17 protein-coding genes, 1 tRNA gene and 1 other RNA gene are annotated in these 26,301 nt (G+C 47.9%); 9 read left to right on the top strand and 10 right to left on the bottom strand.

Annotated features, from left to right (window positions below; translation table 11 throughout):
* Positions 1-73 precede the first annotated feature (73 nt).
* The 5 genes from CIL02_RS01895 (at position 74) to nrdG (ending at position 9,821) form a co-directional block, all read left to right on the top strand.
* On the top strand, positions 74-655 hold the full coding sequence (locus CIL02_RS01895) for an NfeD family protein (protein WP_094398787.1): 582 nt from the start codon (positions 74-76) through the stop codon (positions 653-655).
* Between the two features lie 43 nt (positions 656-698).
* Complete coding sequence (locus CIL02_RS01890; RefSeq protein ID WP_094398786.1) at positions 699-2,081, top strand: flotillin family protein; 1,383 nt, start codon at positions 699-701, stop codon at positions 2,079-2,081.
* Between the two features lie 884 nt (positions 2,082-2,965).
* Positions 2,966-6,514, top strand: a complete 3,549-nt coding sequence (locus CIL02_RS01885) for a hypothetical protein (protein WP_141210083.1) — start codon at positions 2,966-2,968, stop codon at positions 6,512-6,514.
* A gap of 590 nt (positions 6,515-7,104) precedes the next feature.
* The gene (locus CIL02_RS01880) at positions 7,105-9,336 is read left to right on the top strand and encodes an anaerobic ribonucleoside triphosphate reductase (RefSeq protein WP_094398784.1); all 2,232 of its coding nucleotides are present in this window, start codon (positions 7,105-7,107) and stop codon (positions 9,334-9,336) included.
* Positions 9,333-9,821 (top strand): anaerobic ribonucleoside-triphosphate reductase activating protein, encoded by a 489-nt coding sequence (gene nrdG / locus CIL02_RS01875; RefSeq protein ID WP_094398783.1) that lies wholly within the window; start codon positions 9,333-9,335, stop codon positions 9,819-9,821. The genes CIL02_RS01880 and nrdG overlap by 4 nt, the downstream gene beginning before the upstream one ends.
* Positions 9,822-9,846: 25 nt before the next feature.
* On the opposite strand, the gene CIL02_RS01870 is transcribed toward nrdG, so the two are convergent.
* From CIL02_RS01870 to CIL02_RS01855, 4 genes are all read right to left on the bottom strand, one after another.
* On the bottom strand, positions 9,847-10,413 hold the full coding sequence (locus tag CIL02_RS01870; RefSeq protein ID WP_094398782.1) for an NUDIX hydrolase: 567 nt from the start codon (positions 10,411-10,413) through the stop codon (positions 9,847-9,849).
* 44 nt (positions 10,414-10,457) lie between these two features.
* The gene (locus CIL02_RS01865) at positions 10,458-10,955 is read right to left on the bottom strand and encodes a very short patch repair endonuclease (RefSeq protein WP_094398803.1); all 498 of its coding nucleotides are present in this window, start codon (positions 10,953-10,955) and stop codon (positions 10,458-10,460) included.
* A 133-nt stretch (positions 10,956-11,088) separates the two neighbouring features.
* Positions 11,089-11,170 (bottom strand) — tRNA-Tyr (locus CIL02_RS01860).
* Between the two features lie 226 nt (positions 11,171-11,396).
* Positions 11,397-12,857, bottom strand: a complete 1,461-nt coding sequence (locus tag CIL02_RS01855; protein ID WP_094398802.1) for a Do family serine endopeptidase — start codon at positions 12,855-12,857, stop codon at positions 11,397-11,399.
* 420 nt (positions 12,858-13,277) lie between these two features.
* Between CIL02_RS01855 and rnpB the strand changes: the two genes are divergently transcribed.
* The 4 genes from rnpB to pflB all read left to right on the top strand — a co-directional run bounded on the left by rnpB (position 13,278) and on the right by pflB (position 17,203).
* Positions 13,278-13,654: RNase P RNA component class A (gene rnpB / locus CIL02_RS01850), an RNA gene on the top strand.
* A 99-nt stretch (positions 13,655-13,753) separates the two neighbouring features.
* Positions 13,754-14,155, top strand: coding sequence for a hypothetical protein (locus tag CIL02_RS01845; RefSeq protein WP_141210082.1), 402 nt, complete (start codon positions 13,754-13,756; stop codon positions 14,153-14,155).
* 53 nt (positions 14,156-14,208) lie between these two features.
* Entirely contained in the window at positions 14,209-14,601 is a 393-nt protein-coding gene (locus CIL02_RS01840; protein WP_094398780.1) for a YkvA family protein, read from the top strand.
* A 355-nt stretch (positions 14,602-14,956) separates the two neighbouring features.
* Complete coding sequence (gene pflB / locus CIL02_RS01835) at positions 14,957-17,203, top strand: formate C-acetyltransferase (protein WP_094398779.1); 2,247 nt, start codon at positions 14,957-14,959, stop codon at positions 17,201-17,203.
* Between the two features lie 284 nt (positions 17,204-17,487).
* Here the strand turns inward: pflB and CIL02_RS01825 are convergent, their stop codons facing one another.
* The 6 genes from CIL02_RS01825 to CIL02_RS01800 form a co-directional block, all read right to left on the bottom strand.
* A complete protein-coding gene (locus CIL02_RS01825) occupies positions 17,488-18,162 on the bottom strand; it encodes an ABC transporter ATP-binding protein (RefSeq protein WP_094398777.1) in 675 nt (224 codons plus the stop codon).
* Between the two features lie 23 nt (positions 18,163-18,185).
* Positions 18,186-20,540: an ABC transporter permease gene (locus tag CIL02_RS01820; protein WP_094398776.1), complete on the bottom strand. Its 2,355-nt coding sequence runs from the start codon at positions 20,538-20,540 to the stop codon at positions 18,186-18,188.
* An 88-nt stretch (positions 20,541-20,628) separates the two neighbouring features.
* The gene (locus tag CIL02_RS01815) at positions 20,629-21,303 is read right to left on the bottom strand and encodes an ABC transporter ATP-binding protein (protein ID WP_094398775.1); all 675 of its coding nucleotides are present in this window, start codon (positions 21,301-21,303) and stop codon (positions 20,629-20,631) included.
* Positions 21,304-21,320: 17 nt separating this feature from the next.
* Entirely contained in the window at positions 21,321-23,651 is a 2,331-nt protein-coding gene (locus CIL02_RS01810; RefSeq protein ID WP_094398774.1) for an ABC transporter permease, read from the bottom strand.
* 10 nt (positions 23,652-23,661) lie between these two features.
* Positions 23,662-24,912 (bottom strand): efflux RND transporter periplasmic adaptor subunit, encoded by a 1,251-nt coding sequence (locus CIL02_RS01805; RefSeq protein ID WP_094398773.1) that lies wholly within the window; start codon positions 24,910-24,912, stop codon positions 23,662-23,664.
* Positions 24,900-26,219, bottom strand: a complete 1,320-nt coding sequence (locus tag CIL02_RS01800; RefSeq protein ID WP_094398772.1) for a TolC family protein — start codon at positions 26,217-26,219, stop codon at positions 24,900-24,902. The genes CIL02_RS01805 and CIL02_RS01800 overlap by 13 nt, the downstream gene beginning before the upstream one ends.
* Positions 26,220-26,301 lie beyond the last annotated feature (82 nt).

Genomic DNA, 26,301 nt, shown 5'->3' with positions numbered 1-26,301 from the left:
AATCTATTAACGCCTGGCATGAAACATTTCATTGTTGGGCGTTTTTTTCTAAAAATAGCGAAACAATTGTATTATGAATGGTATTATTGAATGGTATTCGGCTTTCTCGTCAACGGAGCAAGTGTTCTGGGCTTGTGCCATCATAGGGTCGGTCATTTTCCTGATACAGCTTGCTTGTACCTTGATAGGTATGGATGCAAGCGATGTTGAGGTTGATTTCGATGGTGCCAATACTCTTGACATGGGGGGTGGCATGTCGTTGTTCTCCGTAAGGGCGCTTGTCAACTTCCTCGTAGGTTTCGGATGGGCAGGAGTGAGCCTTCGTTCGGCAATATCCAGTGATATTGTGCTTTACGTTGTGAGCTTTGCGGTCGGCCTGTTCTTTGCGTGGCTTGTAAGGGCCTTGATGAATAAGTTGCTAAAACTTGAGCGCAATGGTGCCTTTTCCATCAATGAGGCCATTGGCAAGACATCAAGCGTGTATCTGCGCATTCCTGCAGAGAGAAAGGGACATGGCAAGGTACAGGTTAGCATTCGAGGCTCTGTGCATGAATTTCCTGCTGTCACGGATGGCGAGGAGTTGCGTACAGGAACAATGGTGAAGGTGGTTTCCGTAGTCGAGGATTCCGTCTTGCTTGTTTCTCAGTTACAGTAGCGCGAGAAAATATGGGATAAGTATTTAACGATAAATTATAATTATGGAATCAATGTATGTAATCTTAGCATTAGTAATATTGGTTTTTGGTACCATCCTTGGTCTTATAAACCGATATCGTCGTTGCCCGTCCGACAAGATACTTGTCATCTATGGCGGTCACAAAAGTAAAGGGTCGGCAAAATGCGTTCATGGAGGTGGTGCCTTCGTGTGGCCGGTAATAGAGGACTATCAGTATCTGAGTCTGACACCAATCTCTATTGATGCCAATCTTACAAATGCTCTTTCAAAGCAGAATATCCGTGTGGATGTTCCTTGCCGCTTCACTGTGGGTATCTCTACCGAGGCCGACAGCATGACAGCAGCAGCAGAGCGTCTGCTCGGCCTGTCGGCAGCCCAGATACAGGAGCTTGCAAGAGATATCCTCTTTGGTCAGCTGCGTCTTGTTATTGCCACAATGAGCATTGAGGAGCTGAACTCCGACCGTGACAAGTTCCTTGAGAGCATATCCACAAACGTTGAGGTGGAGCTCAAGAAGATTGGTCTGCGTCTGATAAACGTTAACGTTACCGACATCAAGGATGAGTCTGGCTATATCGAGGCTCTTGGCCGAGAGGCTGCAGCCAAGGCTATCAACGAGGCTAAGGTGAGAGTAGCAGAGCAGGACAAGGTTGGAGAGATTGGTAAGGCAGAGGCCGACCGCGAGACACGTATCCGTACGGCAGAGGCTAATGCTGAGGCTGTAAAGGGTGAGAACGAGGCCAAGGTTGCCATTGCCAATTCAGAGGCTTACCGCCGCGAGCGTGAGGCTGAGGCACAGCGCAGGGCCACTGCCTCGGAGAAGGTGCAAGAGGCCAAGGCTCTTGAGGAAGCCTATGCAGCACAGAAAGTTGCCGAGGAGGCACGTGCGGAGCGTGAGCGCTCAACACAGAATGCCAACATCCTTGTACCACAGGAGATAGAAAAGCGCAGAAGAATTATCGAGGCCGAGGCCGAGGCCGAGAAGATACGTGTCAATGCCAAAGGTGATGCCGACGCAATCTATGCCAAGATGGAGGCCGAGGCCAAAGGTCTTTATGAGATTCTTACAAAGCAGGCTTCCGGTTACAAGGAAATGGTTGTCGCCGCCGGTGGTGATGCCACTAAGGCATATATGCTGTTGCTGCTCGAGAAGTTGCCAGAGCTTGTCAAGACGCAAGTGGAGGCCGTCAAGGGTATTAACATCGATCATGTAACGGTTTGGGATGGTGGAAATACAGCCGATGGAAAAGGCTCTACAGCCAACTTCCTTTCCGGACTTATGAAGTCGGTACCTCCACTTAACGAACTGTTCGACATGGCTGGTCTGAAACTCCCCGAGTATCTGGCCAAGGAAGGAGAGAAGAAACCAGATGAGGGTCCAAAGACGGATAAAAAGAAAGAGTAGTACTATATTTTTAATATGTGAAGAGGATGTGCCATAATTGCGTATGGTGCATCCTCTTTTTTATATACGCTCTCACCAGTTGTTATTATGGCTCAGTAGAAACATGGGGATAGACTAAATGCAAAGCTTTGCGTGGGCAGATGCAAAGCTTTGCGTGGGCGGATGCAAAGCTTTGCATTGGCGGTTGCAAAGCTTTGCGTTGGCGGTTGCAAAGCTTTGCGTTGGCAGATGCAATGCTTTGCGTGAGATTGGCAAAGTTGGCACACAGAAATCGTTAGTCCTATTCTGGATAAGATAAAAGGGGAAAAGACGCACCATACGGATTGCTGAAGCCCCAAGAGCAGTTCTACTGAACTGCTGTATGCGCAAAAGCATAGATAATAGCAAGTGCAGATAACGCTTTTACGCTTACAACGCATACATACAACGGTATTCGCTGAATAGTTACTTATAACCAGTGGGTTGTTAATAATATTTAAATGCATAAAAGAAACAATTGTCTATTCGGTTAAAATTTGTAATTTAGTCGCGTTTTTCGTGACTATCTAATTTATTTGTCAACATATAAATATCCTTTGCAATGAGTGATTGCGCCACAACGGGGTGTGACTATCTTACTCATCTGGTATTGATGTTGGCAATTATTAATAATAAAAAAGAGCAAATAGACTATTTCTAGACAATTATAAATTTGACAAATGTATAATATATCTGAAACGCAAAGAAACAAACAACAGCACGAGTATTGATGCCAGAGCTGTTCTTACCCCTGAGACGGGAGGAATGATGCGTCCGCAGCACTGGCGATAAGGCAAATCAAAACAGAAACAATTAAAAACATGGCATGGCAACGGATGCACGCATGCCGAACAACAAAAAACAGTATGATAAAGAAATACTTATCAACTCTGTCTCTTTGCTTGATGATGACCCTTTCGGTCAATGCACAGGAAGAGACGCAGCAGTCGTTGTTGCCCATCAACGAACCGCTGACTGAAAACACAGGCTCGTTCACCAATGCCGTGCTTATGACGGGTACTAATGTCAGTGGTATCGTAGCAACAGGTGGTAAGGGTACAGCTACTCTTTCACTTGATACTGACCCTGATGCAGAAGGCGTACAGGCATACGCCGTAGCTGAAAACGAGGTGGTTACATTCTCATGGGTATCATATCAAGGATGGGTTAACAGTAAAGTCGACAATGTTGCCATCCTTAACAGTGAGGGCAAGACTGTAGCCGGTTATTCGTACGACCTTAATGGCTGTAGCATAACTGATGTACAGATTGGCGGCGAGACAGCACCTCTGTTTGAGGCTTTCTCCGATCAGGGATATGTAGGCTCAAAGAGTGCAAACGGATGGGTTGCAAAGACGGGACAGGCATATCTGGCAGACAATGCCAACAACACTGTAGTAACTGTAAAGGTATACGGCAAGGGATATGTGGAAATAAACCTGAAGAACGAAAAGCGTAGCATCGACAAAACATACTCAACGATGTTGCCCGACGGATTCAAGGTTGACCTCGCTTCTCTCAACATCACCAATGTCAGCGCCAACGCCGACCGCTCGCTGGGTATCAACCAGCTGAAGATCACTTCTGACGAGTCGACAGTGAAGTTTGTTGATTATACTGTGAACAGAATGTTGGGCGAGACAGTGCTCGACAGCTACACAGCAACAAACATCGAAGGTGCTACCATTACACTGCCGCAGGCTCCATGGTATGATGCCAACGGGCAGAAGTACATCTATATGGACGACGATGTGAATGGTACCCTTGCAGAAGGTGCTGTCTACAACATTACATATAAGGCTGCCGAGAAATACGCCTGGTCGATGAATGCCGTTGACGGTGAAGGCGTTATTCTGAAAGAGAATGTGGCAACGGGCGAAACATTCGAAGGCGATAACGTAACGATTGGATTCCCACGCTATGTCAGAGTAGAGGTGGCTGCAACAGCTGACGCACCTGCCGACACATTGCTCTATTCGACATCAGCAATAAGCAGCCAATACAGAAAGGATGTTGCCATCACGGAAAACAATCAGGTAGTGAACATCACTTATGCTGCAACCGACAAGAATCACGTAGTATACTATACCGAGGCAGAGGATATTTCTTCGTACTATCTGAAGGAACTCACCACAAGCAACGCAGCAGTACGTGCCTCACAGGGTAGGGCTGCTTACCTCGATTACGATGCACAGCTTGTGAAGCTAACAGCAGGTGTCTACAATGTAACAGCCGGTCTGTTTGACGCAAGCAAGGGTTATGAGACTTCTGCTGACACTGTTCGTTTCGGTTTCAACAGGGCTGTCGCTCTTGAGTTTGCAATTAATGCTGTGAACCTTTCCGAGCAGACAAAGGAGCTTGTTGTTGCTAAAGACGGTTATTTGTCATGGATGAAAGGTGGAAACGCCAACTGGGGTCTTGACTACTTGTATATCCAGAAAGTGAGCGACGAGGTTCCTTATGTAGAAGTGAGCAACATTGCTGACGCAAAGGCTCTGACCAATGGTACTCCTGTAGCCCTGACACTCACTGGCGCAAAGGTTTCGCTCTCTTCTGTTACCAATGATGGTGAGATTTTTTCTCCTTCTTATTCATATATCGAGGATGAGACAGGCTCTATGGCTCTCGCACGCGAAGTTGCCTCATCATTGACTCCGAACATCGTAAGAAACCAGGCTTATACAGGTACTCTCTATGGCTCATTCGCTTTTGATACCTATGGACGTCCTATCTTCAGCGTAACGGCAAAGACTGCATCGTCGGCTCTCGAGGCTACTCCTTGCGAGATTGTTCCTACAGAGGTGGCTGTCAGCGACGTCAATACCGAGGAAGGCTTCAACAGTTATTACGGCAAGTATGTACAGCTGACCAATGTGGCATGGGGCAAGAAGTCTGATGACTATAGCAATGACTATTACCTTATAGCAACACGTACTGAGGGCGAGGGAGAGACTGCCGTAGAGGTAAGCGACTCCATCCTTTTTTATGACGGCTTCTACCAGTTCCCGGCAAGCCTGCCCAACTTCCTGAGCTTCAAGAGTATCAACGGTTTTGTTGAGAAGTTCTATGATGGTACCATTACGTTCTATCCATTCGGTGCAAACGATCCTGTTGTGAAGTCGGCAATACCTGTAGCCAATATAGGTGCTCTTAAGGATGTACCAGAAGGTGAGGACATAGCCCTGACACTTGACAAGGCTGTTGTTACAGCGAACGTAATGGGCCACAGCGGTTCAGTGATGTTGCTCGAGGATGCTACAGGTGGTATTCAGGTGCAGGGCTCTAACGCATGGTTTGGAACAGAGGGATTGTCAGACGCACTTGGACTTACACGCGACAGTCTTGAGATTTCCGGTACCGTTTATTGCCGCATGGAGAGCAAAGGTATGATTGCTCTGAACGACAGTACCCTTGAGAGGTCTCAGTATACCGTCAACCCAGAGCTGGTAGCTGTAAACCCAACTGTTGTTGATCTAAACAAGGTTCTTGACAACAACTATCTGAACAGACTGCTTAAGGTTAACAAACTCTCTATTGCAAACAAGGAAGTAGAAAGTTATGGCTATGTTAATATTGAGCCATACTTCGTACAGGGTACAGACTCTGTAGGCATCTACGACATGTTCCAAAAATTGGAGTATGACGCTTCTTACAACCCATTGGAGATACCGTTTATCAAGTCAGTTACCGGTATCATAATCGAAGGCTCTGAGGAAACAGATTGGAGTCCTGCTACTCCTAACACTCTTGCTCCGCTCGCTATAGAGTATGTGGTATTCAAGAATTTCGCCGACAACGAGATCTTTATTCCTACTGCCGATGCTGTAGCACAGGCCGTTTCAGAAGGCTGGTTCGAGGGCGGACAGACTCTGAACAACAACAAGAATGGTACCATAGATCCTACTACAGGTCTTGGCTGTGACGCTACGAGAATGCAATACGCTGGTGTTAAGAAGGGTAATGCCGCCAAGTCTGTTACCGTTTATGTAACTGGCTTGCAGGAAATCAGGGGCTTCGCAGCTTCTACCAGCAGCACTGACAACCGTGCTTTGGAAATCTCTGCCGAGAACATCGAGGACAACAGCGTTTCTACTGCTATTGCCGACAATGCTCCTAACGTAACCAGTGTGGCAACACTTGCTCTCGACCCAGAAGCAAGCTACATCGTTTCGTTCAATGGTGTTGACGAGTCGCATGTTAAGGGTGCCGACGTTGCCCTCTTCGGTATATGGTTCGTAAAGGATGCTAAGACCGTAGGCATCAAGGACATCAATGCTAATGAGAACATCAGCAACATGTTCAACGCCGAGGTTTACACCATCAATGGTGTTAAGGTTCGCAACGCCGGTCAGGGACTCAATGGCCTGAAGAAGGGCGTTTACCTGATTAACGGCAAGAAGGCTGTTGTGAAATAGACTCACCCCCAGCCCCTCTCCAAGGGGAGAGGGGAGGTAAATAGTCATAAAGAACAAAGGGCGAAGGGACTTTAAACCTTCGCCCTTCGTTTTTTTTACCTCATCCGAAACATGGAGTGATGTCTTATAGAATTAAGCTTAAAGAGAGTCTGATATACCTGTCATTGTTTACGCTTTTGCGCTTACAGCGCGACCATCACTTGCATGATAATAACCCAGGGTGTCGCTACGCTCTACCCTGGGCTATGCGCTTTTGCGCTTACAGCGCGATAATTACTCCTTTGACCTTTGTCCTTTAACCTTTGACCTTTGATTTGTCCTTCGTTATTCGCCCTTTGATTTCACTCCTTCGCCCTCCATCCTATCCCAAAACGAATAATTAGATAAGTTGTTTTAGATAGAAAGTTTTCCAAAATGGTTTTGTATAATATTGTGTTATAGTGACTTGACATAAATTAACAGAAGAAAAGTTGTCCAAAATGAAAATTATACGAGTATTTTGGTTAACTTTGCGGTGCAATCGTAAGTATGTTATGGTTGCCCAAATTAAGACAAATATCCAATTATCTAATTATTATCTTTATAATGGTATGATACAGACGGTAGTAAAGCGCGACGGTAGGGTCGTGGGCTTTAACGAGCAAAAAATCATGGGTGCCATCCGCAAGGCGATGATGCACACGGATAAGGGTGAGGATGCGCAGTTGTTGCAGCAGATAACCGACCACATAAGTTTCAAGGGCAAGTCACAGATGACCGTAGAGGCCATACAGGATGCCGTGGAGGTGGAGCTGATGAAGAGCAAGCGCAAGGATGTGGCACAGAAGTACATCCAGTATCGCAACCAGCGCAGCATAGCACGCAAGGCCAAGACCCGTGCCGTGTTCCTCGACATTGTGAACATCAAGAACAACGATGTCACGCGTGAGAACGCAAATATGAATGCCGACACTCCCGCGGGAATGATGATGAAGTTTGCCTCGGAGACCACAAAGCCTTTCGTTGACGACTACCTGCTGTCAGAGGAGGTACGTGACGCCGTGAAGCACAACTATCTGCATATTCACGACAAAGACTATTATCCCACCAAGTCGCTTACCTGCTGTCAGCATCCTCTCGACAATATCCTCGACCACGGCTTTACGGCCGGCCATGGCTCGTCGCGTCCGGCCAAGCGCATAGAGACGGCTGCCGTACTGGCATGCATATCCCTTGAGTGTGCGCAGAATGAGATGCACGGCGGACAGGCCATACCGGCATTCGACTTCTACCTTGCACCGTTCGTAAGGACGAGCTTCATAGAGGAGGTGAAGTCACTGGAACAACTCTTGGGAGAGGACCTCAGCAGGCTATATCATACTCCCATCGATGACTATATTGTCAGGCCGCTCGACGGGCTTACGGGAGACGAGCGCACCATACAGCATGCCATCAACAAGACCACGGCACGTGTACACCAGTCGATGGAGGCGTTCATCCACAACATGAACACCATACACTCACGCGGTGGAAACCAGGTGGTGTTCTCCTCCATAAACTATGGTACCGACACGTCAGCTGAGGGACGCTGCATCATGAGGGAATTGCTCAATTCGACTTACGAGGGAGTGGGCAACGGTGAGACTGCCATCTTCCCAATACAGATATGGAAGAAGAAACGTGGCGTGAACTATCTGCCCGGCGACCCCAACTACGACCTCTACGAGCTGGCGTGCAAGGTGACGGCACGCAGGTTCTTCCCCAACTTCCTGAACCTCGACGCCTCTTTCAACCAGAGTGACGAGTGGAGGGCTGACGACCCGAAGAGGTATCTGCATGAGGTGGCAACCATGGGATGCCGCACGAGGGTATTCGAGAACCGCTTTGGTCCAAAGACTTCCGTGGCACGCGGCAACCTCTCGTTCACAACCATCAACATTGTGAGGCTCGCCATAGAATGTATGGATATAGCAGACGAGAAGGAGCGCATAGACAGCTTCTTTGCCAAGCTTGACAACCTGCTTGAGGTTGCGGCGCGACAGCTCGACGAGCGGTTCCAGTTTCAGAAGACGGCCTTCGCAAAGCAGTTCCCACTGCTAATGTCGAAGCTGTGGCTTGGATGCGAGAAACTGAAAGCTGGTGACACCATAGAGAACGTCATCAACCAGGGTACTCTTGGCATAGGCTTCATCGGACTTGCCGAGTGTCTGAAGGCACTTGTAGGCGTTCACCATGGAGAGAGCGAGAAGGCGCAGGAGCTGGGATTGAGGATTGTGACATATATGCGCGACCGGTGCAACGGCTTTGCCGAGCAGTACCATCACAACTATAGCGTGCTGGCAACTCCTGCCGAGGGACTGAGTGGCAGGTTTACAAAAGGCGACCGCAAAGACTTTGGCGTTATAGAGGGAGTGACAGACCGCGACTATTATACCAACTCCAACCACGTACCTGTATACTACAAGTGTGCGGCAAGGCATAAGGCTGAGGTTGAGGCACCATATCATGACCTGACACGGGGAGGACATATATTCTATGTTGAGATTGACGGTGACGCCACTCATAACCCGCAGGTGATAATGAGGGTTGTCGACATGATGGACAAGTATAATATCGGCTACGGCTCTGTCAACCATAACCGCAACCGCTGCATGGATTGCGGATATGAGAATGCCCAGGCCGAGATGGCGGAATGCCCGCATTGCGGAAGCAATAATATAGACAGGCTGCAACGCATCACGGGATATCTGGTGGGTACTACGGACAGGTGGAACCATGCCAAGCTCTCGGAGCTTAACGACCGTGTGACGCATGTGGACAACTGCAATCCCATAGGCGAATGATCAGGGTACTGGACATAATAGAAGACACCATGGTGGACGGAACAGGGCTGCGCACCAGCATCTATGCTGCTGGCTGCGCACACCGCTGCCCGGGTTGTCATAATCCCCAGTCGTGGGATTTCGGCGCGGGACGGCTGATGTCTACAGAAGAGATAATGGACATTATCAAGGCCGACCCTTTTGCCGATGTTACCTTCTCTGGTGGAGACCCTATGTATCAGGCTGACGGCTTTGCAGAGCTTGCAGCCGCCATCAAGCGTGATACGGACAAAACAATATGGTGCTATACCGGCTTCACCTTTGAGGAACTTCTTGCCGATGAGACTAAGCACAGGCTGCTTAGTCTGATAGACGTGCTGGTGGACGGCCAGTTCGTGCTGTCGCTCCGCAACCTTGATTTGCCTTTCCGTGGCAGCTCCAACCAACGTATCATAGACGTTCCGCAGTCTATGAGGGAACGTAGAGCAGTAAGCTATTTATTATAGGCGGGCTGAGCGCAATCCCACCTTTTTATTCACCATCCATGTTGGTTGCGAAGTATTTCCATAGCGGAGCAGCCATCATGGCCTGATGGAACTCGTCGTTTTGCAGCAAGCGCAACACCTCGTCCCTGTCCATCAGTACTACCTTTATGTCTTCCGACTCTTCCAGGTGCTGCCCTGAAAGTCTCTCTACTCCTTTGGCAATAAAGGTATGGCTGTAGTTAGTGCATGCCCCGGCGTTCGGACTTACGGTCATGAAGTGCCTCCATGCTCCACCGCCAAATCCCGTTTCCTCGTACAGCTCACGCTTGGCCGCCTCCATAGGGTCTTCGCCGTCCTCTACGCAGCCGGCTGGTATCTCGTAGCCTGTCAGGTGTTGTGCATGACGGTATTGCCTCTCCATGAGGAACTTCCCGTCCTTAGTGATGGCAATGACATTGCAGAATTCCGGATATTCCAGGACGTAGAAGTCCTGTATCTCCGCTCCCGTGGGCAGTTTTACATGCTCGCGCCTGGCCGTAAGCCAAGGTTTATTAAACAAGTACTCGCTTTCGAGAACCTCCCATTCCATAGGGTCTTTTGCAACTTTACTCATATTGTGTCTGATGTGTTTTATGTTCCGTGATTTTCCTATAGTTGTCACTCTGTCCTTAAGTCTTCCGCAACCATAGCTCCGGCATCATCCTCAGGCAGCTTGTATCTGACGGTTCTGTCGGCGAGGTATATATGTGTGAGTGTATGGTCGAGGGCGTTGAGGGTCTGTTCCCTGTTGTCGGGTTTCAGCTGACATTCCCAGACAGTAATGCAATGCCATCCCATGTCAGCAAGCCTTTTCTGCTCCTCAACGTCCCGTTGCCTGTTGCGGTCTATCTTCCTTTGCCAGAAGTCGACATTTGTTTTCGGCATCCTGAAGAAGCGGCATCCCTCGTGGCCGTGCCAGAAGCAGCCGTTGACAAAGATCACCGTATGGTATTTGCGCAGCACGATGTCGGGATGTCCGGGCAGACGTGGGTGGTTCAGCCGGAACCTGTAACCACGTCCGAAGAGAAATCTTCTTACTGTCAGTTCCGGTTTGGTGTCCTTGCTGCGTATGGCAGCCATGTTGTTGTGCCGTTGGCTGTCGGATAGTCGGTCCATACCTGTCTTGTTCTTGTCAAAGTATTGCCATCGCATTATTGCCGGCCCGATGATGTGTGTGTCTGCATCATGGAAGCTGCTGATAACAAAAAAGGAAGAACCAGTAAACTGTTCTTCCCTTACGCTTTTATTGTGGGTGGTGATGGATTCGAACCACCGAAGGCATCGCCAGCAGATTTACAGTCTGCCCCATTTGGCCACTCTGGTAACCACCCGTTATTTCAAAAGCGATGCAAAGGTATGGCTTTATTTTGAAAATAAAGAATAATGCTTTTGTTTTTTGTATTTGTTAACAGTATGGCCTGTGGCAATAACGCCGCTCAATGCTGTTGACGAATGACTTTGACTGATGATGAAAGAAAAGGTGAGGAAAGTAATCGGTATCACTTTCCTCACCTTTTAAAAGTGGTTGTCAGCCTTATCAGTCAGACGGGGTTTACGTTACTCTTCGTTGAGAGGTACGGCGAAATATCCCTTCTTGCCTGTTGGGTATATACCCTGGACGTAGAGCACGGGGTCTTTGCTTGTAGATGCGGCCTTGACAATCTTCTGCAGGTCGTCGATGGTCTTCATGCTCTCGTCATTGATCTTCTGGATTATGAAGCCGCGTGTTATGTTGGCGTTCTTCAGGGCTCCGTTGTTTACCTTGATGACCTCCAGTCCGTAGCTTATGTTGAGCTGTTTCTTCTGGTCGGCTGTAATCTCGCGGAAGTTTCCACCGAGCACGTCAAGGTCGGCAGGCTTCACTACAGCTGTTGTGCCTTGTTCGTTTTTCAGCGTCACGGTCTTGGTAGTCTTCTTCTTGTCGCGCATGTAAGTAAGGGTGAGTTTGTCTCCAGGACGCTTGCTTGCCATTATTTCCTGCAGCTCTGCCATCTTGGTAATCTTCTTGTCGTCTACAGATACTATAACGTCACCTTCCTTCAGCCCTGCCGATGCTCCAGCTCCGTCGTCATCAACCTTGGCTACGTATACGCCCTCGTTGGTTCCGAGGTCAACATCCTCGCCCTTGTCCTTCTTGCTGTTGATATAGTTGAGAACGTCGCCACCCTGAATGCCGAGCAATGCGCGCTGTACGCTACCATATTTCTTCAGGTCGTCAACAACCTTGTTCATGATGGTAGTAGGGATTGCGAAGCCATATCCGCTGTAACTGCCGGTAGGGGAGTACAGCATGGCGTTGATGCCCACAAGCTCTCCCTGTGTGTTTACGAGCGCACCGCCGGAGTTGCCCTGGTTGATGGCAGCGTCGGTCTGTATGAAGCTCTCAAGGCCATTTGCTCCCAGTGAGCGTGCCTTCGCACTTATAATGCCGGCCGTAACGGTATTGTTGAGTCCAAATGGATTGCCCACGGCAATTACCCATTCACCAACCTTCAGTTTCTCAGAGTCGCCTATGTTGAGGCATGGCAGGTTCTTGCCGTCTACCTTGATAAGGGCAAGGTCGGTGGTCTTGTCTGTGCCGATGATGCGTGCCGAGAATTCGCGGTTGTCGTTCAGCGTTACCGTAAGCTCGTCAGCTCCCTCAACCACGTGGTTGTTTGTGACGATATATCCGTCGGGGCTAATGATGACTCCCGAGCCTGTGGCTTCCTTCTTTGGTGTCTGCACCTGTCTCTTGCGAGTGCCACCCTGTGGGTTTCCGAAGAAGCCGAACGGGTCGGAGAAGAAGTCGGAGAACGGGTCACCCTGTACCTCAATGGTCTGCACCTTGGAGTTCTGCACATATTTAATATGTACGACAGCAGGCAGAGCCTTCTCGGCAGCATAAGTGAGGTCTACTGGCTGTCCGGCAATCTGAGCTGCGGGACCTGCTGCGTTAACTTTGTAGAATGTGCCTGCGGAAATAGCCATTGCTATGATGCAGAAGGCTGCAAGCAGATAGTTTGAATACTTTTTCATGTCTACTAATTGTTTTATGATACTTTTTATATGTTTTAATTTCCTCTTGTTGTCTGTGGCCTGACCGGCTCCTGTTGCGGTATGTCTCTGCTGTGGGTCATACGGCAGTAGGATTTTAGCATCCACAGGAATTTGTCTGCAAATATAGAAGTAAAAATTTGGAAATTGTCAAAAACGGCCGTTTCTTTATCTGAATTTAACAATTCTATTTTCACACTTAACGGCTCTTAAAGCGAAGGATATATGTTTTTACATTCGTTTAAACCGTTAACAATGGTGAAAGCATAGTGTCGGGTTGTGAGTGACGTTTTTAATTTCATGTTATAGCTCCAACAGTTTCTTTAAAGGAGTTGATTGAAATTTTTATTGTCAGCTGGCTTGTAATTCGGAATTTATTTGTATTTTTGCAACACAATAAAGGCAGTGTCCCGGCTTTGTCGCTGGCACATATGTTTGTGCGAGAGGAAAGTCCGGGCAGCGCAGGGAGCTCCACTTCCGAAAATAGAAGCTATTGGTGACAGTAGGCTCAGGCAGAAGAGAACGACCGCCGGACATGTGCCGGTAAGGGTGAGAAGGTGGTGTAAGAGACCACCAGCCGATGGGTGACCATTCGGGCTGTGCCGGCTGGAGGCTGCAAGTTCGTGTAAACCATCGTTTGAGGGTGCCCGCCCGACTCTGCAGAGACGATGGAGGGTAGAACGCTTAAGTTGCAGGGTGACTTGCAAATTAGATAGATGACAGAGCACCGCATGGCTTGCCTTGCGGGACAGAACCCGGCTTATAGGGGCGCTGCCTTGTTTTTTTATGGGTATAACGGGACATGTGCGTATGCTGGTTACAATAGTTGTACATCACATATCGAGCCCCATCGAACATCTTATATATAATATTGAATTATGAGACCATTGATTGAAGACAGCTATCAGCAGCAAATGTTGAGGAAAATAGCTCTACGGTCGTCTGAGGACGGCTTTCCGAAATATACAGATTTTGGAGTTGACAAGGAAAGTGTTGAGGACTATCTGTCGGAAAAGCAAGACGTCTTGAACCTTCGGGGCAGTCAGACCAGGCAGTTTACCGTGGTTGGTTGCCTGATACTTGTACCCGCTCTCATAGCTTCGGGCTTTGACCATACCCAATCGCCATTCGGTGATAAGACCTCATTGGTGTCCATGCTCGGTGGAGTAGTGCTGGCTGCATGCTGGTGGGGACTGAATTCCTGGAGGGTGAACAGAAAGTTGAAGGCCATATGCAATCAAGAGATAGAAGCATACCTGAGGGCTGTAGAGGAATATTGAGAAATAGGATGCACGAGGAAATATAGTAGAAACACAAACATTATATATATTAAATGGAAGAGAACAAATTACCGGATTTCATGAGTTATAAGGACAAGTTCAGCGCAAATGGCTTTGTAGAGAAAATCTCACGTATAGCCAAGCGCGCAGGTGCAAAGCTTGTCTACGTGGCACTCGTGTTATATTACACATTACAGAGTGACAAGGTGTCGGTCAAGGACAAAGCTGTCATCATTGGTGCGCTGGGCTATCTTATCAGCCCCCTCGACCTTATTCCAGACGCCTTTCCCATAGCAGGTCTTACCGATGACCTTACCGTCCTGCTGTATGTTGTGAAAAAAGTGTGGGGCGACGTGTCCGATGATGTCAAGGACAAGGCTAAGTCAAAGCTGTCCCAATGGTTTGACGAGGAGGAGATTGAGGAGACCGAAGAGCTTGGCCTGTAGTCCTCCTGTTTATTTCACTTTGTATGGTGTACAGTTTGATGTGCAAAAATTGAATATCCTAATTCTGAAGTTCATGTCGGTAATTGTCGCGCTGTAGGCGCAGAAGCGCTCTACCCTGGGCTATGTTCTTCTGCGCTTACAGCGCGTGCTGGTCAATGTGTTTTCTGCGAGCGAGTAGTCAGAGTAAATCAGGAACAGTTCCATTTTGGGTACATCAAACTGGACAGCTTATTTAGAGACTATAGATATTTATATAGCCAAAAGTTCTTTTATCTCGTAATATTTTTGTAATTTTGCACTCGTTAATGATTATTTTTAGGATTTTACTCATTTCATAACCCAATTAATCACATTTATGAGAACAGAATGGCAGGGATTTAAGAAGTCCCTTTGGCAAGATGAAGTTAATGTCAGAGATTTTATTCAGAACAACTACACTCCCTTTGATGGCGACGAGTCGTTCCTCGCTGGTCCTACTGAGGCTACCAAGAAGCTTTGGGGACGTCTGCAGGAACTTCAGGCTGAGGAAAGGGCCAAGGGTGGCGTGCTGGATATGGAGACAGAGGTGGTCTCCGGCATTAACGCTTACGGGCCTGCTTATATCGACGAGGGTATGAAAGACCTTGAGACGGTGGTAGGTCTGCAGACAGACAAGCCCCTCAAGCGTGCATTCATGCCATACGGAGGTATCAAGATGGCTGAGCAGGCATGCACCACTTACGGCTACCAGCCTTCCGAGAAGCTGCATGACATCTTTACCAACTATGTCAAGACGCATAACGATGGTGTTTTCGATGCCTATACTGCTGAAATGAAGCACGTGCGTCACAACCACATCCTTACTGGTCTGCCAGATACTTATGGTCGCGGACGTATCGTGGGTGACTATCGCCGTGTTGCTCTCTATGGTATCGACTTCCTTATATCAGAGAAGAAGCGTGAGCTCTCAGAGATGGGCGACCGCGAGATGATTGATGAGGTTATACGCCTGCGCGAGGAAGTTTCAATGCAGATAAAGGCCTTGGCGGCACTCAAGGAGATGGCTGCCTCCTACGGCTTCGACATCTCACGCCCTGCTGCCAATGCGCGCGAGGCCGTCCAGTGGCTATACTTCGGCTATCTGGGAGCTGTGAAGACACAGAACGGAGCCGCCATGTCGGTAGGACGCGTGTCTACATTCCTTGATATATATATAGACCGTGACATCAAGGCTGGAACTCTGACTGAGGAGCAGGCACAGGAGCTGATAGACCATCTGGTAATGAAATTCCGCATGGTGAAGTTCGCACGTATACCATCCTACAACCAGCTCTTCAGCGGCGACCCCGTATGGGCAACGCTCGAGGTTGCAGGTCTTGGTCAGGATGGCCGCTCTATGGTTACAAAGAACGACTATCGTTTCCTGCACACACTTATAAACATGGGACCTTCGCCAGAGCCAAACCTCACCGTGCTCTACAGCAAGCGCCTGCCTGAGAACTTCAAGCGTTTCGCTGCGTGGATTAGCGTGAAGACCAGTTCCATACAGTATGAGAACGACGACGTGATGCGTCCGATATGGGGCGACGACTACAGCATCTGCTGCTGCGTGTCCGCAACTCAGACTGGTAAGGAGATGCAGTTCTTCGGAGCCAGGGCAAACCTTGCCAAGTGTCTTACCTATGCCATCAGCGGTGGTGTAGACTCCAAGACCCGCGAGCAGTGTGGACCGGCATACCGTCCAATAGAAGGCGACGTGCTGACATACGAGGAGTTCCTGCCGCGCTTCATGGATATGATGGACTGGCTGGCAAGCGTATATGTGAAGACCCTGAACCTCATCCACTACATGCACGACAAGTATTTCTACGAGGCTGCCGAGATGGCTCTCATCGATACAAACGTGCGCCGTACCTTCGCTACCGGCATCGCAGGCTTCAGCCATGTTGTTGACTCTATCTGCGCCATCAAGTATGCCAAGGTAAACATCATACGCGACGAGACCGGCTTCCCACTTGAGTTCAAGACAGAGGGCGACTTCCCACGCTATGGCAACGACGACGAGCGTGCAGACAAGATTGCCGTATGGCTGCTCAAGACATTCATGTCGATGATAAGGAAATACCATACATACCGCAACTCTGAGCCTACGACAAGTATTCTTACCATTACGTCGAACGTGGTATACGGCAAGTACACTTCAAACATGCCCGACGGACGTAAGGCCGGAACTCCTCTTGCTCCAGGTGCAAACCCGTCATACGGAGCAGAGCGCAACGGCCTGCTGGCATCACTCAACTCTGTAGCCAAGCTGCCTTACGAGTATGCCCTCGACGGTATCTCTAATACCCAGACCATCAGCCCCGATGCTCTTGGACATGATGATGACGAGCGTGCCGCTACGCTGGTAAATGTCATGGACGGATATTTCTCACAGGGTGCCCACCACCTGAATGTTAACGTCTTCGGCGTAGACAAGCTCAAGGACGCCATAGAACATCCGGAGAAGCCTGAGTATGCCAACTTCACCATCCGCGTGAGCGGTTATGCCGTGAAGTTCATCGACCTCACCCGTGAGCAGCAGCTCGACGTGATAGCACGCCAGGCTCACGAGCGTCTGTAATCGCTAATTATGCCCGTAAAGGATAGTTGTCCATAATCCTTTATGGTAAGGTGGAGCATATTATAGAAACCACCGTAAACAAAATAGCCGTATCATCTCTCCCTCGTAGAGTTTTGATACGGCTTTTCTTGTGTGTTAGCTTTTATCCCATATCGGTCATTAGCATAATGATGAGCATTGCTTGTGTTTTGGAGCAGATGGCTATTACTGTTTTGAGGGAGCAATGGAAGTGCATCGTGATGGATATAAGGGAGGCAACCGTAATTATCTTCAAAACATACTTTTTATAATATGGTATTCTCCACCACCTCACCATCGAAGACATTGATGGTGCGATTGGCGTAGGCTGCATCGTGCTGGCTGTGGGTTACCATCACGATTGTTGTGCCTTCGGCATTGAGCTGCGAGAGCAGTTCCATGATTTCGAGACCATTCTTTGAATCGAGGTTACCTGTTGGCTCATCGGCAAGGATCAGTTTTGGTTTGCCCACCACGGCACGGGCAATGGCTACACGCTGCTGTTGACCACCAGAGAGTTGCTGAGGATAGTGGGTAGCACGCTGAGAGAGGTTGACCTTACGAAGGATTTCCAGCACTCGCTCCTTGCGCTCTGCCTTTGGCACCTTGAGGTACTTGAGCTGCAGGTCGATGTTCTCCTCCACGGTCAGTTCGTCGATGAGGTTGAAACTCTGGAACACGAAGCCGATGCGTCCTTTGCGATACTTGGTACGATCCTTCTCTTTGAGGTGTCCCACCTCCTCGCCAGCGAGGTAGTAGTTGCCACTATCGGGATTGTCGAGCAAACCAAGGATGTTCAGGAGTGTTGACTTGCCACAACCCGAAGGGCCCATGATAGCCACGAACTCGCCTTCCTTCACTTCCAGGCTTACGCCATTCAATGCTGTTGTCTCCACATTCTCAGTGCGGAATACTTTCGTGAGATTTTCAATCTTGATCATATTGTATATTGTTTTAATTTTGTTTATTCTGTTTTGATACTTTCTGTAGGATTCATGGTTGCTACTCTCCAACATTGAATGATGACGGTGAGTATGACAACGGTGCTGACAACGAGGAATGCCACGGGGAACAGCCACCAGTAGATAGGTGTATGTTCGGCAAAGTTCTGGAGCCATTGCTCGCTGATGTAGTATCCGATGGGAGCAGCCATCACGAAAGAGAGAATGAGCGGCAGGGCGTAACGCCTGGTGATGAGTGACAGGACTTCGCTCACGCTGCTGCCCATCACCTTGCGGATGGCAATTTCCTTGCGACGATACTCCGTCTCGAACATCGTCAGGCAGAAAACACCAATGATGGTGATGAGGAAGGCCAGGATGGTGCTGATCTCTATCTGTGTCATGAAACGCATCTCGTCCTTATAGGCAAGTTCGAGAATCTCATCCATGAACTTTACGTCGGGTATGGGGTGATCCTTGTAGAACGACACAAGTGTCTGGCAAACCTTCTTCCGTAGGGCTTTCTTGTCCGCGTTGGCATTTAGACGTACATACAGGACATTTGTCTTATTGCCCCAATCGGCATACTTTTCTCCGAAGATGACGAACGCCAGAGGCTCTTCGTTGCTATCCACACGAACAGTGCTGGCACGGAAATTATTGCACACACCAAGCACAGTGAGGTCGCTGTCATAGAGCGGTTTTCCCATTTCTATCTTGGGATACTTCTTCTTCATCGCCTCATTGATGATATACACATCGCTGTCCGTCTCCTTGAAGTCGCGTCCTTCAATGATGTCAATGCCCATAGTGCGCAGCATTTTCCAATCGACAGGCCATGCTACAAAACAATATTGTTCATCATCGTTTCCGCGACTCCAACGCATGTGCTGGTCGTCTGCTCCAAGAATACCGAAGGAGAAAGACACGCTCTCCACCCCATTAATTTTCTCCAGTTCGCTGCGCAAGGCACCATACTGCACCGACGGCAGTTCAATAATATCTGCTATCAGCACCTCATCCTTGTTGTACCCATAATCAGAATTATAGATGAAGTGCCGCTGGCAATAGATGACGCTGACAAAGATAACCATTACAAATGCCATCACCAACTGCATGTCAACGATAACCTGACGCAGGATTCGTCCCTGAGGGTTAAGGCCATAGTTCCCCTTCAAGGCTAATGCCGGTTGAAAAGAGGTGATATAACGTGCACTGTACATGGTGGCAAGTATGCCAACGATGATACCAGTGACTGCCAGAATTAGTATGATGTCTGGATTGGCAAGAATGGCAACATCCCCCAGTGTATATTCCTTAATGTAAGCCCATTTGCTTATACATTCTGACAATAGCAATGAGACTGCAAATGCGCAGAGACAGACAATGATGCCCTCTCCCATCAGTTGCATTCTGAGTGAAAGAGAGTTCTCGCCCATCACTTTGCGCGTATTGATGCTGCGCAGACGAATGGGTGCCTGAGCCATGGAGAAGTTGGCAAAATTGATGAACGCTACGAGCAATAGCAGTATGACAGCCAGCCAGAGGATGTAGTACACAGTCTTGTTGCCTCTGTCAATTTCCGGATCGTGTCCGTTCAGGTAAGTTTTGTCCAGCGAAAGCGAAGAGAAACGAATCCTTTTCAGGTAATCTTTTACCTGATTCGATTCTCCATAGACACTCACCATCGTATCACTCAAAATCTTCTTCATTGCAGAATTTAAAGCACTTTCCTCCACGTTGTTATTGGTGCGAATATAGACATTGTAGTTGTAATTGTTGAGATTGCCCTCGTTTTCTTTGCCCAGTGAGATATAGACAGCATTGGCAAAATTGGAATTAAGAGGAAAATCCTTGTACACGCCCACAATAGTTCTTTCTACTCCGGTAGATAACTTCATCGACTTGCCTGCCACCATCGCTTCGCCGAAATACTTTTCTGCCAACGATGATGGAATGATGACGCCGCCATCAATGGTTTTGGACACATCCAGTGTGCCATCGACGAGTTCTGCACCAGCAACCTGCAGCATGTCGTCGCTAATCAGATATTCCAGAGAGGTGATTGTGCTTCCATCCTTATCAAATTGAATCTCGCCATATCTGCGCATATAACCCACGCTCTCCACCTGAGGGCACTTGTTGAAATTGTCTGCCAACAATCGACTGCAACTTGAACTCCATGTATCCTCTTCCATAATACCGCCGATGTAGACACGACGGATATTCTCATAGTCATTGATACCATGGTTGAACCGACCGATGAAGCTGATATGCGTAAGCAGGATATAACTTCCCAGGAAAGCAAGGACAAGCCCAATAAGGTTGAGCGATGATGCTAATTTGTAGCATCGAAAAAGATACAATAAACTTTTCACGCTTCTGTAATCATTATGTTTTCAGATAGAATATAAGTAATCAAAACACTCCTCCCCCTCGGGGAGGCCGGGAGGGGATGGGAGGGGACTACAATATGGTATTCTCTACCACCTCACCATCGAAGAGGTTGATGATGCGATTGGCGTAGGCTGCATCGTGCTGGCTGTGGGTTACCATCACGATTGTTGTGCCTTCGGCATTGAGCTGCGAGAACAGTTCCATGATTTCGAGACCATTCTTTGAATCGAGGTTACCTGTTGGCTCATCGGCAAGGATCAGTTTTGGTTTGCCCACCACGGCACGGGCAATGGCTACACGCTGCTGCTGACCACCAGAGAGTTGCTGAGGATAGTGGGTAGCACGCTGAGAGAGGTTGACCTTACGAAGGATTTCCAGCACTCGCTCCTTGCGCTCTGCCTTTGGCACCTTGAGGTACTTGAGCTGCAGGTCGATGTTCTCCTCCACGGTCAGTTCGTCGATGAGGTTGAAACTCTGGAACACGAAGCCGATACGTCCTTTGCGATACTTGGTACGATCCTTCTCTTTGAGGTGTCCCACCTCCTCGCCAGCGAGGTAGTAGTTGCCACTATCGGGATTGTCGAGCAAACCAAGGATGTTCAGGAGTGTTGACTTGCCACAACCCGAAGGGCCCATGATAGCCACGAACTCACCTTCCTTCACTTCCAGGCTTACGCCATTCAATGCTGTTGTCTCCACATTCTCAGTGCGGAATACTTTCTGAATGTTTTCTAACTTAATCATATTCTTGAATTTTATAATTATTCGGTCTTGATACTGTCTATAGGATTTGCACAAGCTGTTTTGAGAATTTGACTCAGAATGCTGAATACGCTTATCGCAAGAGAAATCATCGCGGCGGCAATCAGCACCCACCATGGGAACGGTATTCTGTTATAAAAACCTTCAAGATAGTGCTGCATCAACTTTATGCTTATTGGAGTCGCAATCACTATGGCTATGAGCGAGGCAACCACGAATGGGCGAGACAGTTTGAGTACAGCTTGATGTGTCTCTGCTCCAGCTATCTTGTGCAAGGCAATTGACTTCTTTTGTTGCTCGGCGTAATAGATGGACATGGCGAAGAGCCCAAGAGCGGAGATAAGGACAGACAATCCCGTAAAGATGCAGACAAGTGTCATCGTGTTGCGTTCTCCTGTGAGGGCATTGTTGAGTTGGTCATCAAGGTAATTCATCTGTGGTTCCTTTGGAACACCCAGGTATTCCTTCGCCACCTTGCGCCAAACGTCAGCCACCGCATCAGCGGCCTTCTTCCTATCGCCCGTTACCTTGATTAGCAATCCTGCACATAGATCATTTTTGATCATCACCACATTATGAGAATCATTCACCGGTGTGGTTAGCGCATCTCTTGATCGGTAATCAGCGATGATACCGCAACATTGGTATTCTGGTACACCTTCACTCATGCATCCTAAATCCCTATTCTGTTCAGTAATGCCATAACGCTTTTTTGCATCTTCTGTGAACCAACAAGTTCCATTAAGCGGAGCAGAATATTGTTCAACGACTTTGAATCCTAATAACTTGAAACTTGTTGAATCAAGAGAGGACAAGGATATCCATGACGTCTTTTCATTTTCTTCGAGGCCGTTATGGGAACAATTAAAAGGATTGTGTATATACCTGCCGACTTCTTCAACACAGGGAAGACTTCTCAGACGTTTGGCGAGTTCGTTTGGTGCATCCATATCTGGGAATCCTAAAGTGTACGTATACAATTCAATCAGGTTTTCGTTGTTGTATCCGCAAGGAAGATTGACAAGATGCCGCATCTGGATGGCCATGGTCAAGGCGACCGCTATCAGCACTGTGCTTATAACGTTCTGACACACGATGAATACTCTACTAAACACCATCTTGTTACGGAAGCGGAAACTGCCCTTAACTACATCGATTGGTTTGAATCGTGAGGAAATCAATGCAGGAAGAGTTCCTGAAATCAACGAAATAATACAGATGAGCATAAAGGCAAGAATGGCTGAAGTACAGTCAACTTGAAGTTGTATGTCAGTAGTGAGCAGCTCATTCATTAATGGTTTTAGGCAGTATGCGAGAACACAACCAAGAGCAAAACATCCAAATGTGAATACAAAGGACTCGCGGATATAGCGATGCATAATGCCCATCTGTGATTCTCCCATAAGCCTTCGTGTTGCCATCTCTTTCGCCCTTTTTCCTGCTTGCGCAACCGTGAGGTTGATGTAATTGAAGATAGCGGAGACGAGTAGCACTAATGCAACGACGAGCAATATTTCCACAGTCTTCTTCTTTCCAACCCTGATGTCGCCCCACGACTCAAATCCGCTGAAATAGATGTTATCCAGACGGGTAAGAGAAGAACCATAGAATAAGTCACCCTGTGATGCATCACGCTTGTAGAAGTCCCAATAGCCACAATACTTGTCAAGGAGCTTTAGGGCGATGCTGTCAGGGGTTGCACCATCAGCTAAGGTGACAAAAGTTTGAGTCGAGCCAAACTGATCCATCTTTGGCACAATGCCTTCCATGACACTCATGCACATAAAGACATCACAGTAATTGAACACGTCACACGGTCCGAAGTCCTCTATGATTCCTGCGATAGTATAGTTTTTGTCCTTTTGGGTGATGGTACGTCCAATAGGATCCTCGCCATCAAAAGCCTTCTTGGCAAAGTTCTCCGAGATAAGGATTTCATCAGCAGATGTTAGAATTCTATTCTTGTTGCACCCCCTCAAGCGATAGTCAAACAGCTGTAAGAAGTTGCTGTCCACAGCCACAGCCTTCACCGAATAGTAATTGTCACCAATCGTAATGTCTTTGTCTTCCAGATACGCAATTCTTGTCCATGACTTGATTTCCGGAATCGAGGGGAAGAACTCCTCTGCCGTGCCGAGCGTCATGCCAAAACTGTTTTCCATACCGATGGCATAGAGTTGCTTGGAAAGTGGTTGCTTAGTACCTACGCCGAATTCTGTTCTTGCGTAAGCTGCAAGAATGATGATGAATCCGAATGCAAGAGCCAATCCCAACATCTCAATGGCAGCATAGACTTTGTTTCTTGATAAGAATGTAAAATAACTTTTCATTTTGTCTTTTTTATTTCAGTTTTAATATTTCATTGTCCTTAAATACTTCATATCCACTTGTAATGACTCGTTCGCCAGGTTCCAGTCCTTCCTCCACCTCATAATACTGAGGATTTTGACGACCGATGCGGATATTCCGACGGTAGGCTGTGGTACCACTCTTATCAAGCACGAATATCCAATTACCACCTGTGGTTTGGAAGAAGGTGCCCTTAGGTATGAGGACCGCTTGCGTGGGTTTGCCTAATTCAAGGTTCAGGTAATAGGTTTGCCCAGAGCGGATATTGCCAGGGCGGTTGCTACTGAACACCAAATCTGTGCGGAACTTGCCTTGGCGAACCTCAGGATAAACCTTACGAACAAGAAGGTCGTACGCTTTGCCATCGCGCTCGAAGGTAGCAGAGAGACCAACCTTGATGCGGTCGATGTAGTGCTCGTCTATCTGCGCCTCTATCTTGAAGTCACTCAGGTCATTCACCTGACCTATCGTCTGCCCTGGGGTGATGCTCTGTCCGAGTGCCACATCCAGCAATCCTAACTCACCATCAATCGTGGAGCGCACCTCAAGCTTGCTTTTACGTTCGCGCACCAACACCACGTTACGCTGCATATTGGAGAGGTTGTCCTCCATCTGCTCCATCTGTATACTGCGGTACTGCGCATCCTTCTTTAGTCGCTCACCAATGAGTGTCTGCTTCTTTTGGGATAGCTCATAATCCTCCTTTGCCTGAAGATAGGTTTCCTTGGAGATAAGCTTTTCCTTGTAGAGTCGTTCGTTCTGCTCGAAGGCTCTGCGCTTGCGTACTACGTCCATCTCTAATGAGGCGTTCTCCGTTTCGTTGTTCAGTTTGTCTTGCTGCATAGCTACCTGCGTGTTGCGAAGGAGGTTTTGCTTCTCTGCCAACTCTGCTTCGGCATTGAGAATCTGCAGGTCGAGGTTGCTGTTGGAGAGACGGATGATGACATCGCCTTTCTTTACTTTCTGACCTTCCTCTGCCACCTTCTCCATCACGATGCCACCCTCTTCGGGAGAGATTTGCACCACTTGGATAGGGATGACCGTCCCGTTCAGTCGGACATAATCCTTGAACTCGCCTTGTGTGACATTGCTGATGGTGACATCCTCTGCATCAACCTGCAAGGTGCTCTGGTGATTGCCGAATACAATCCACAACAGAACTATCAGCACGAATGCTCCTCCTGCTATGTAAGGGATGTGCTTCTTCTGCAGCCCTCGTTTCTTTTCTATTATTCTGTCCATAGTGGTGTTCCTTTGTAATAATTCAACATGCGTGTCTTATATAAATATGTAAGTTGGCATTGCAACAGTTGAGCCTTGCTTTGTAGCAAAGTGACTGTCTGCGTTTGTACATCAATAGAAGATGCTAATCCCTCTTCGTACTTTCGGATGGTCAAGCGTGAGGCAATGCTGTCTGACTCCACTTTTGCCGTCATCTTCATAGTTTCCTTACGGCTGTTCTCCTGATCTGTAACGGCTTCCTGTATCAGCCTTTGCAGTTCATTGCTTCGATACTCTAATTCTTCTTCTGCTCGTCGAACATTGTTGCGCTGTCGGCGAATATTGGTAAGTGTGTTCAATCTATTAAAAATAGGTATGGAGAGCGTGGCATAGATATACTGACCGGCATTGTTGCGGAACTGTTCCCTAAAACTGGTAGTATGTGGCACATTCAGCTGCTTGTAGTAAGTAGTAGATACACCAGCTCCTAAAGATATGGATGGGAATAAGGCACCTTTGCTGGAGTGATAAGCATACTTGGCTGACTGCAAATTGTATTCAGCCTGCTTGATGTCTGGATAAAAGAGCTTTGCATGCTCATAAATATCAAAGACCTCAGCACAGGTAACCTCCAAAGATTCTTCCTTGCAATCTGTAATTTCGAGTGTATCATTTATCGGGTAATTCATCAACTGTTTCAATGTCAAGATAGCATTGTCGTACAACCCTTGCTGGTGAGTCACCTCGTAGTCATCAGCAGCGTATGTGGCTTGCATCTGTGCCACATCTGTTTCGCCCTTCTGTCCGACTTCTGCCATAACCTTGGTCTGGCGAAGGAGCATCTCGCTCTCGGCTCTCTTCTGGGTAGCAAATTCTATACATCCTTTATAATATAGCGAGAGCGTGTAAGTTTCCAGGACCTTCTGTGCCGTGGCATCCTTCTGTGCCATCAACAGACTCTTGCCCATCAGTACATTCGCCTTTGCAGCACGCAAGTTGTTGTAACGTTGGAATCCATCGAAAACAGGAATGCCTACACTCAGCCCATACGAATTGTAGAATGTGCTGACATTGGTGTAGGTGTTAGTCTCAGGGTCAATGGCGCGACCAAAGTTGTACTGGCCTCCAATGTTTCCTTCTGCTGCAGGTAGGAACGAACCAATTGCTCTTACCTTTTCTGCTTTATAGTCATCAAGCCCTATGCTTTGCAGTCGCACCTCATGGTTATGCATGACAGCATACTGCATGCATTCATCGACTGTCCATAGCTTTTGTGCCTGTGCTGTAAGGCAGATTGAAAATGATAATATGTACGCGAATCTTTTCATCTTGCTGATTTTTGTACTGCAAAATTACAATCATGGTCACAAATACCAATGGATTTTTACCTCGCCAAAGTACGATTGTATT

It is taken from the genome of Prevotella sp. P3-122, from assembly GCF_002251365.1.
Taxonomy (GTDB): Bacteria; Bacteroidota; Bacteroidia; order Bacteroidales; family Bacteroidaceae; genus Prevotella.
Note: the sequence above shows the minus strand (reverse complement) of the source record. Positions and strands in the feature narration are given on the sequence as shown.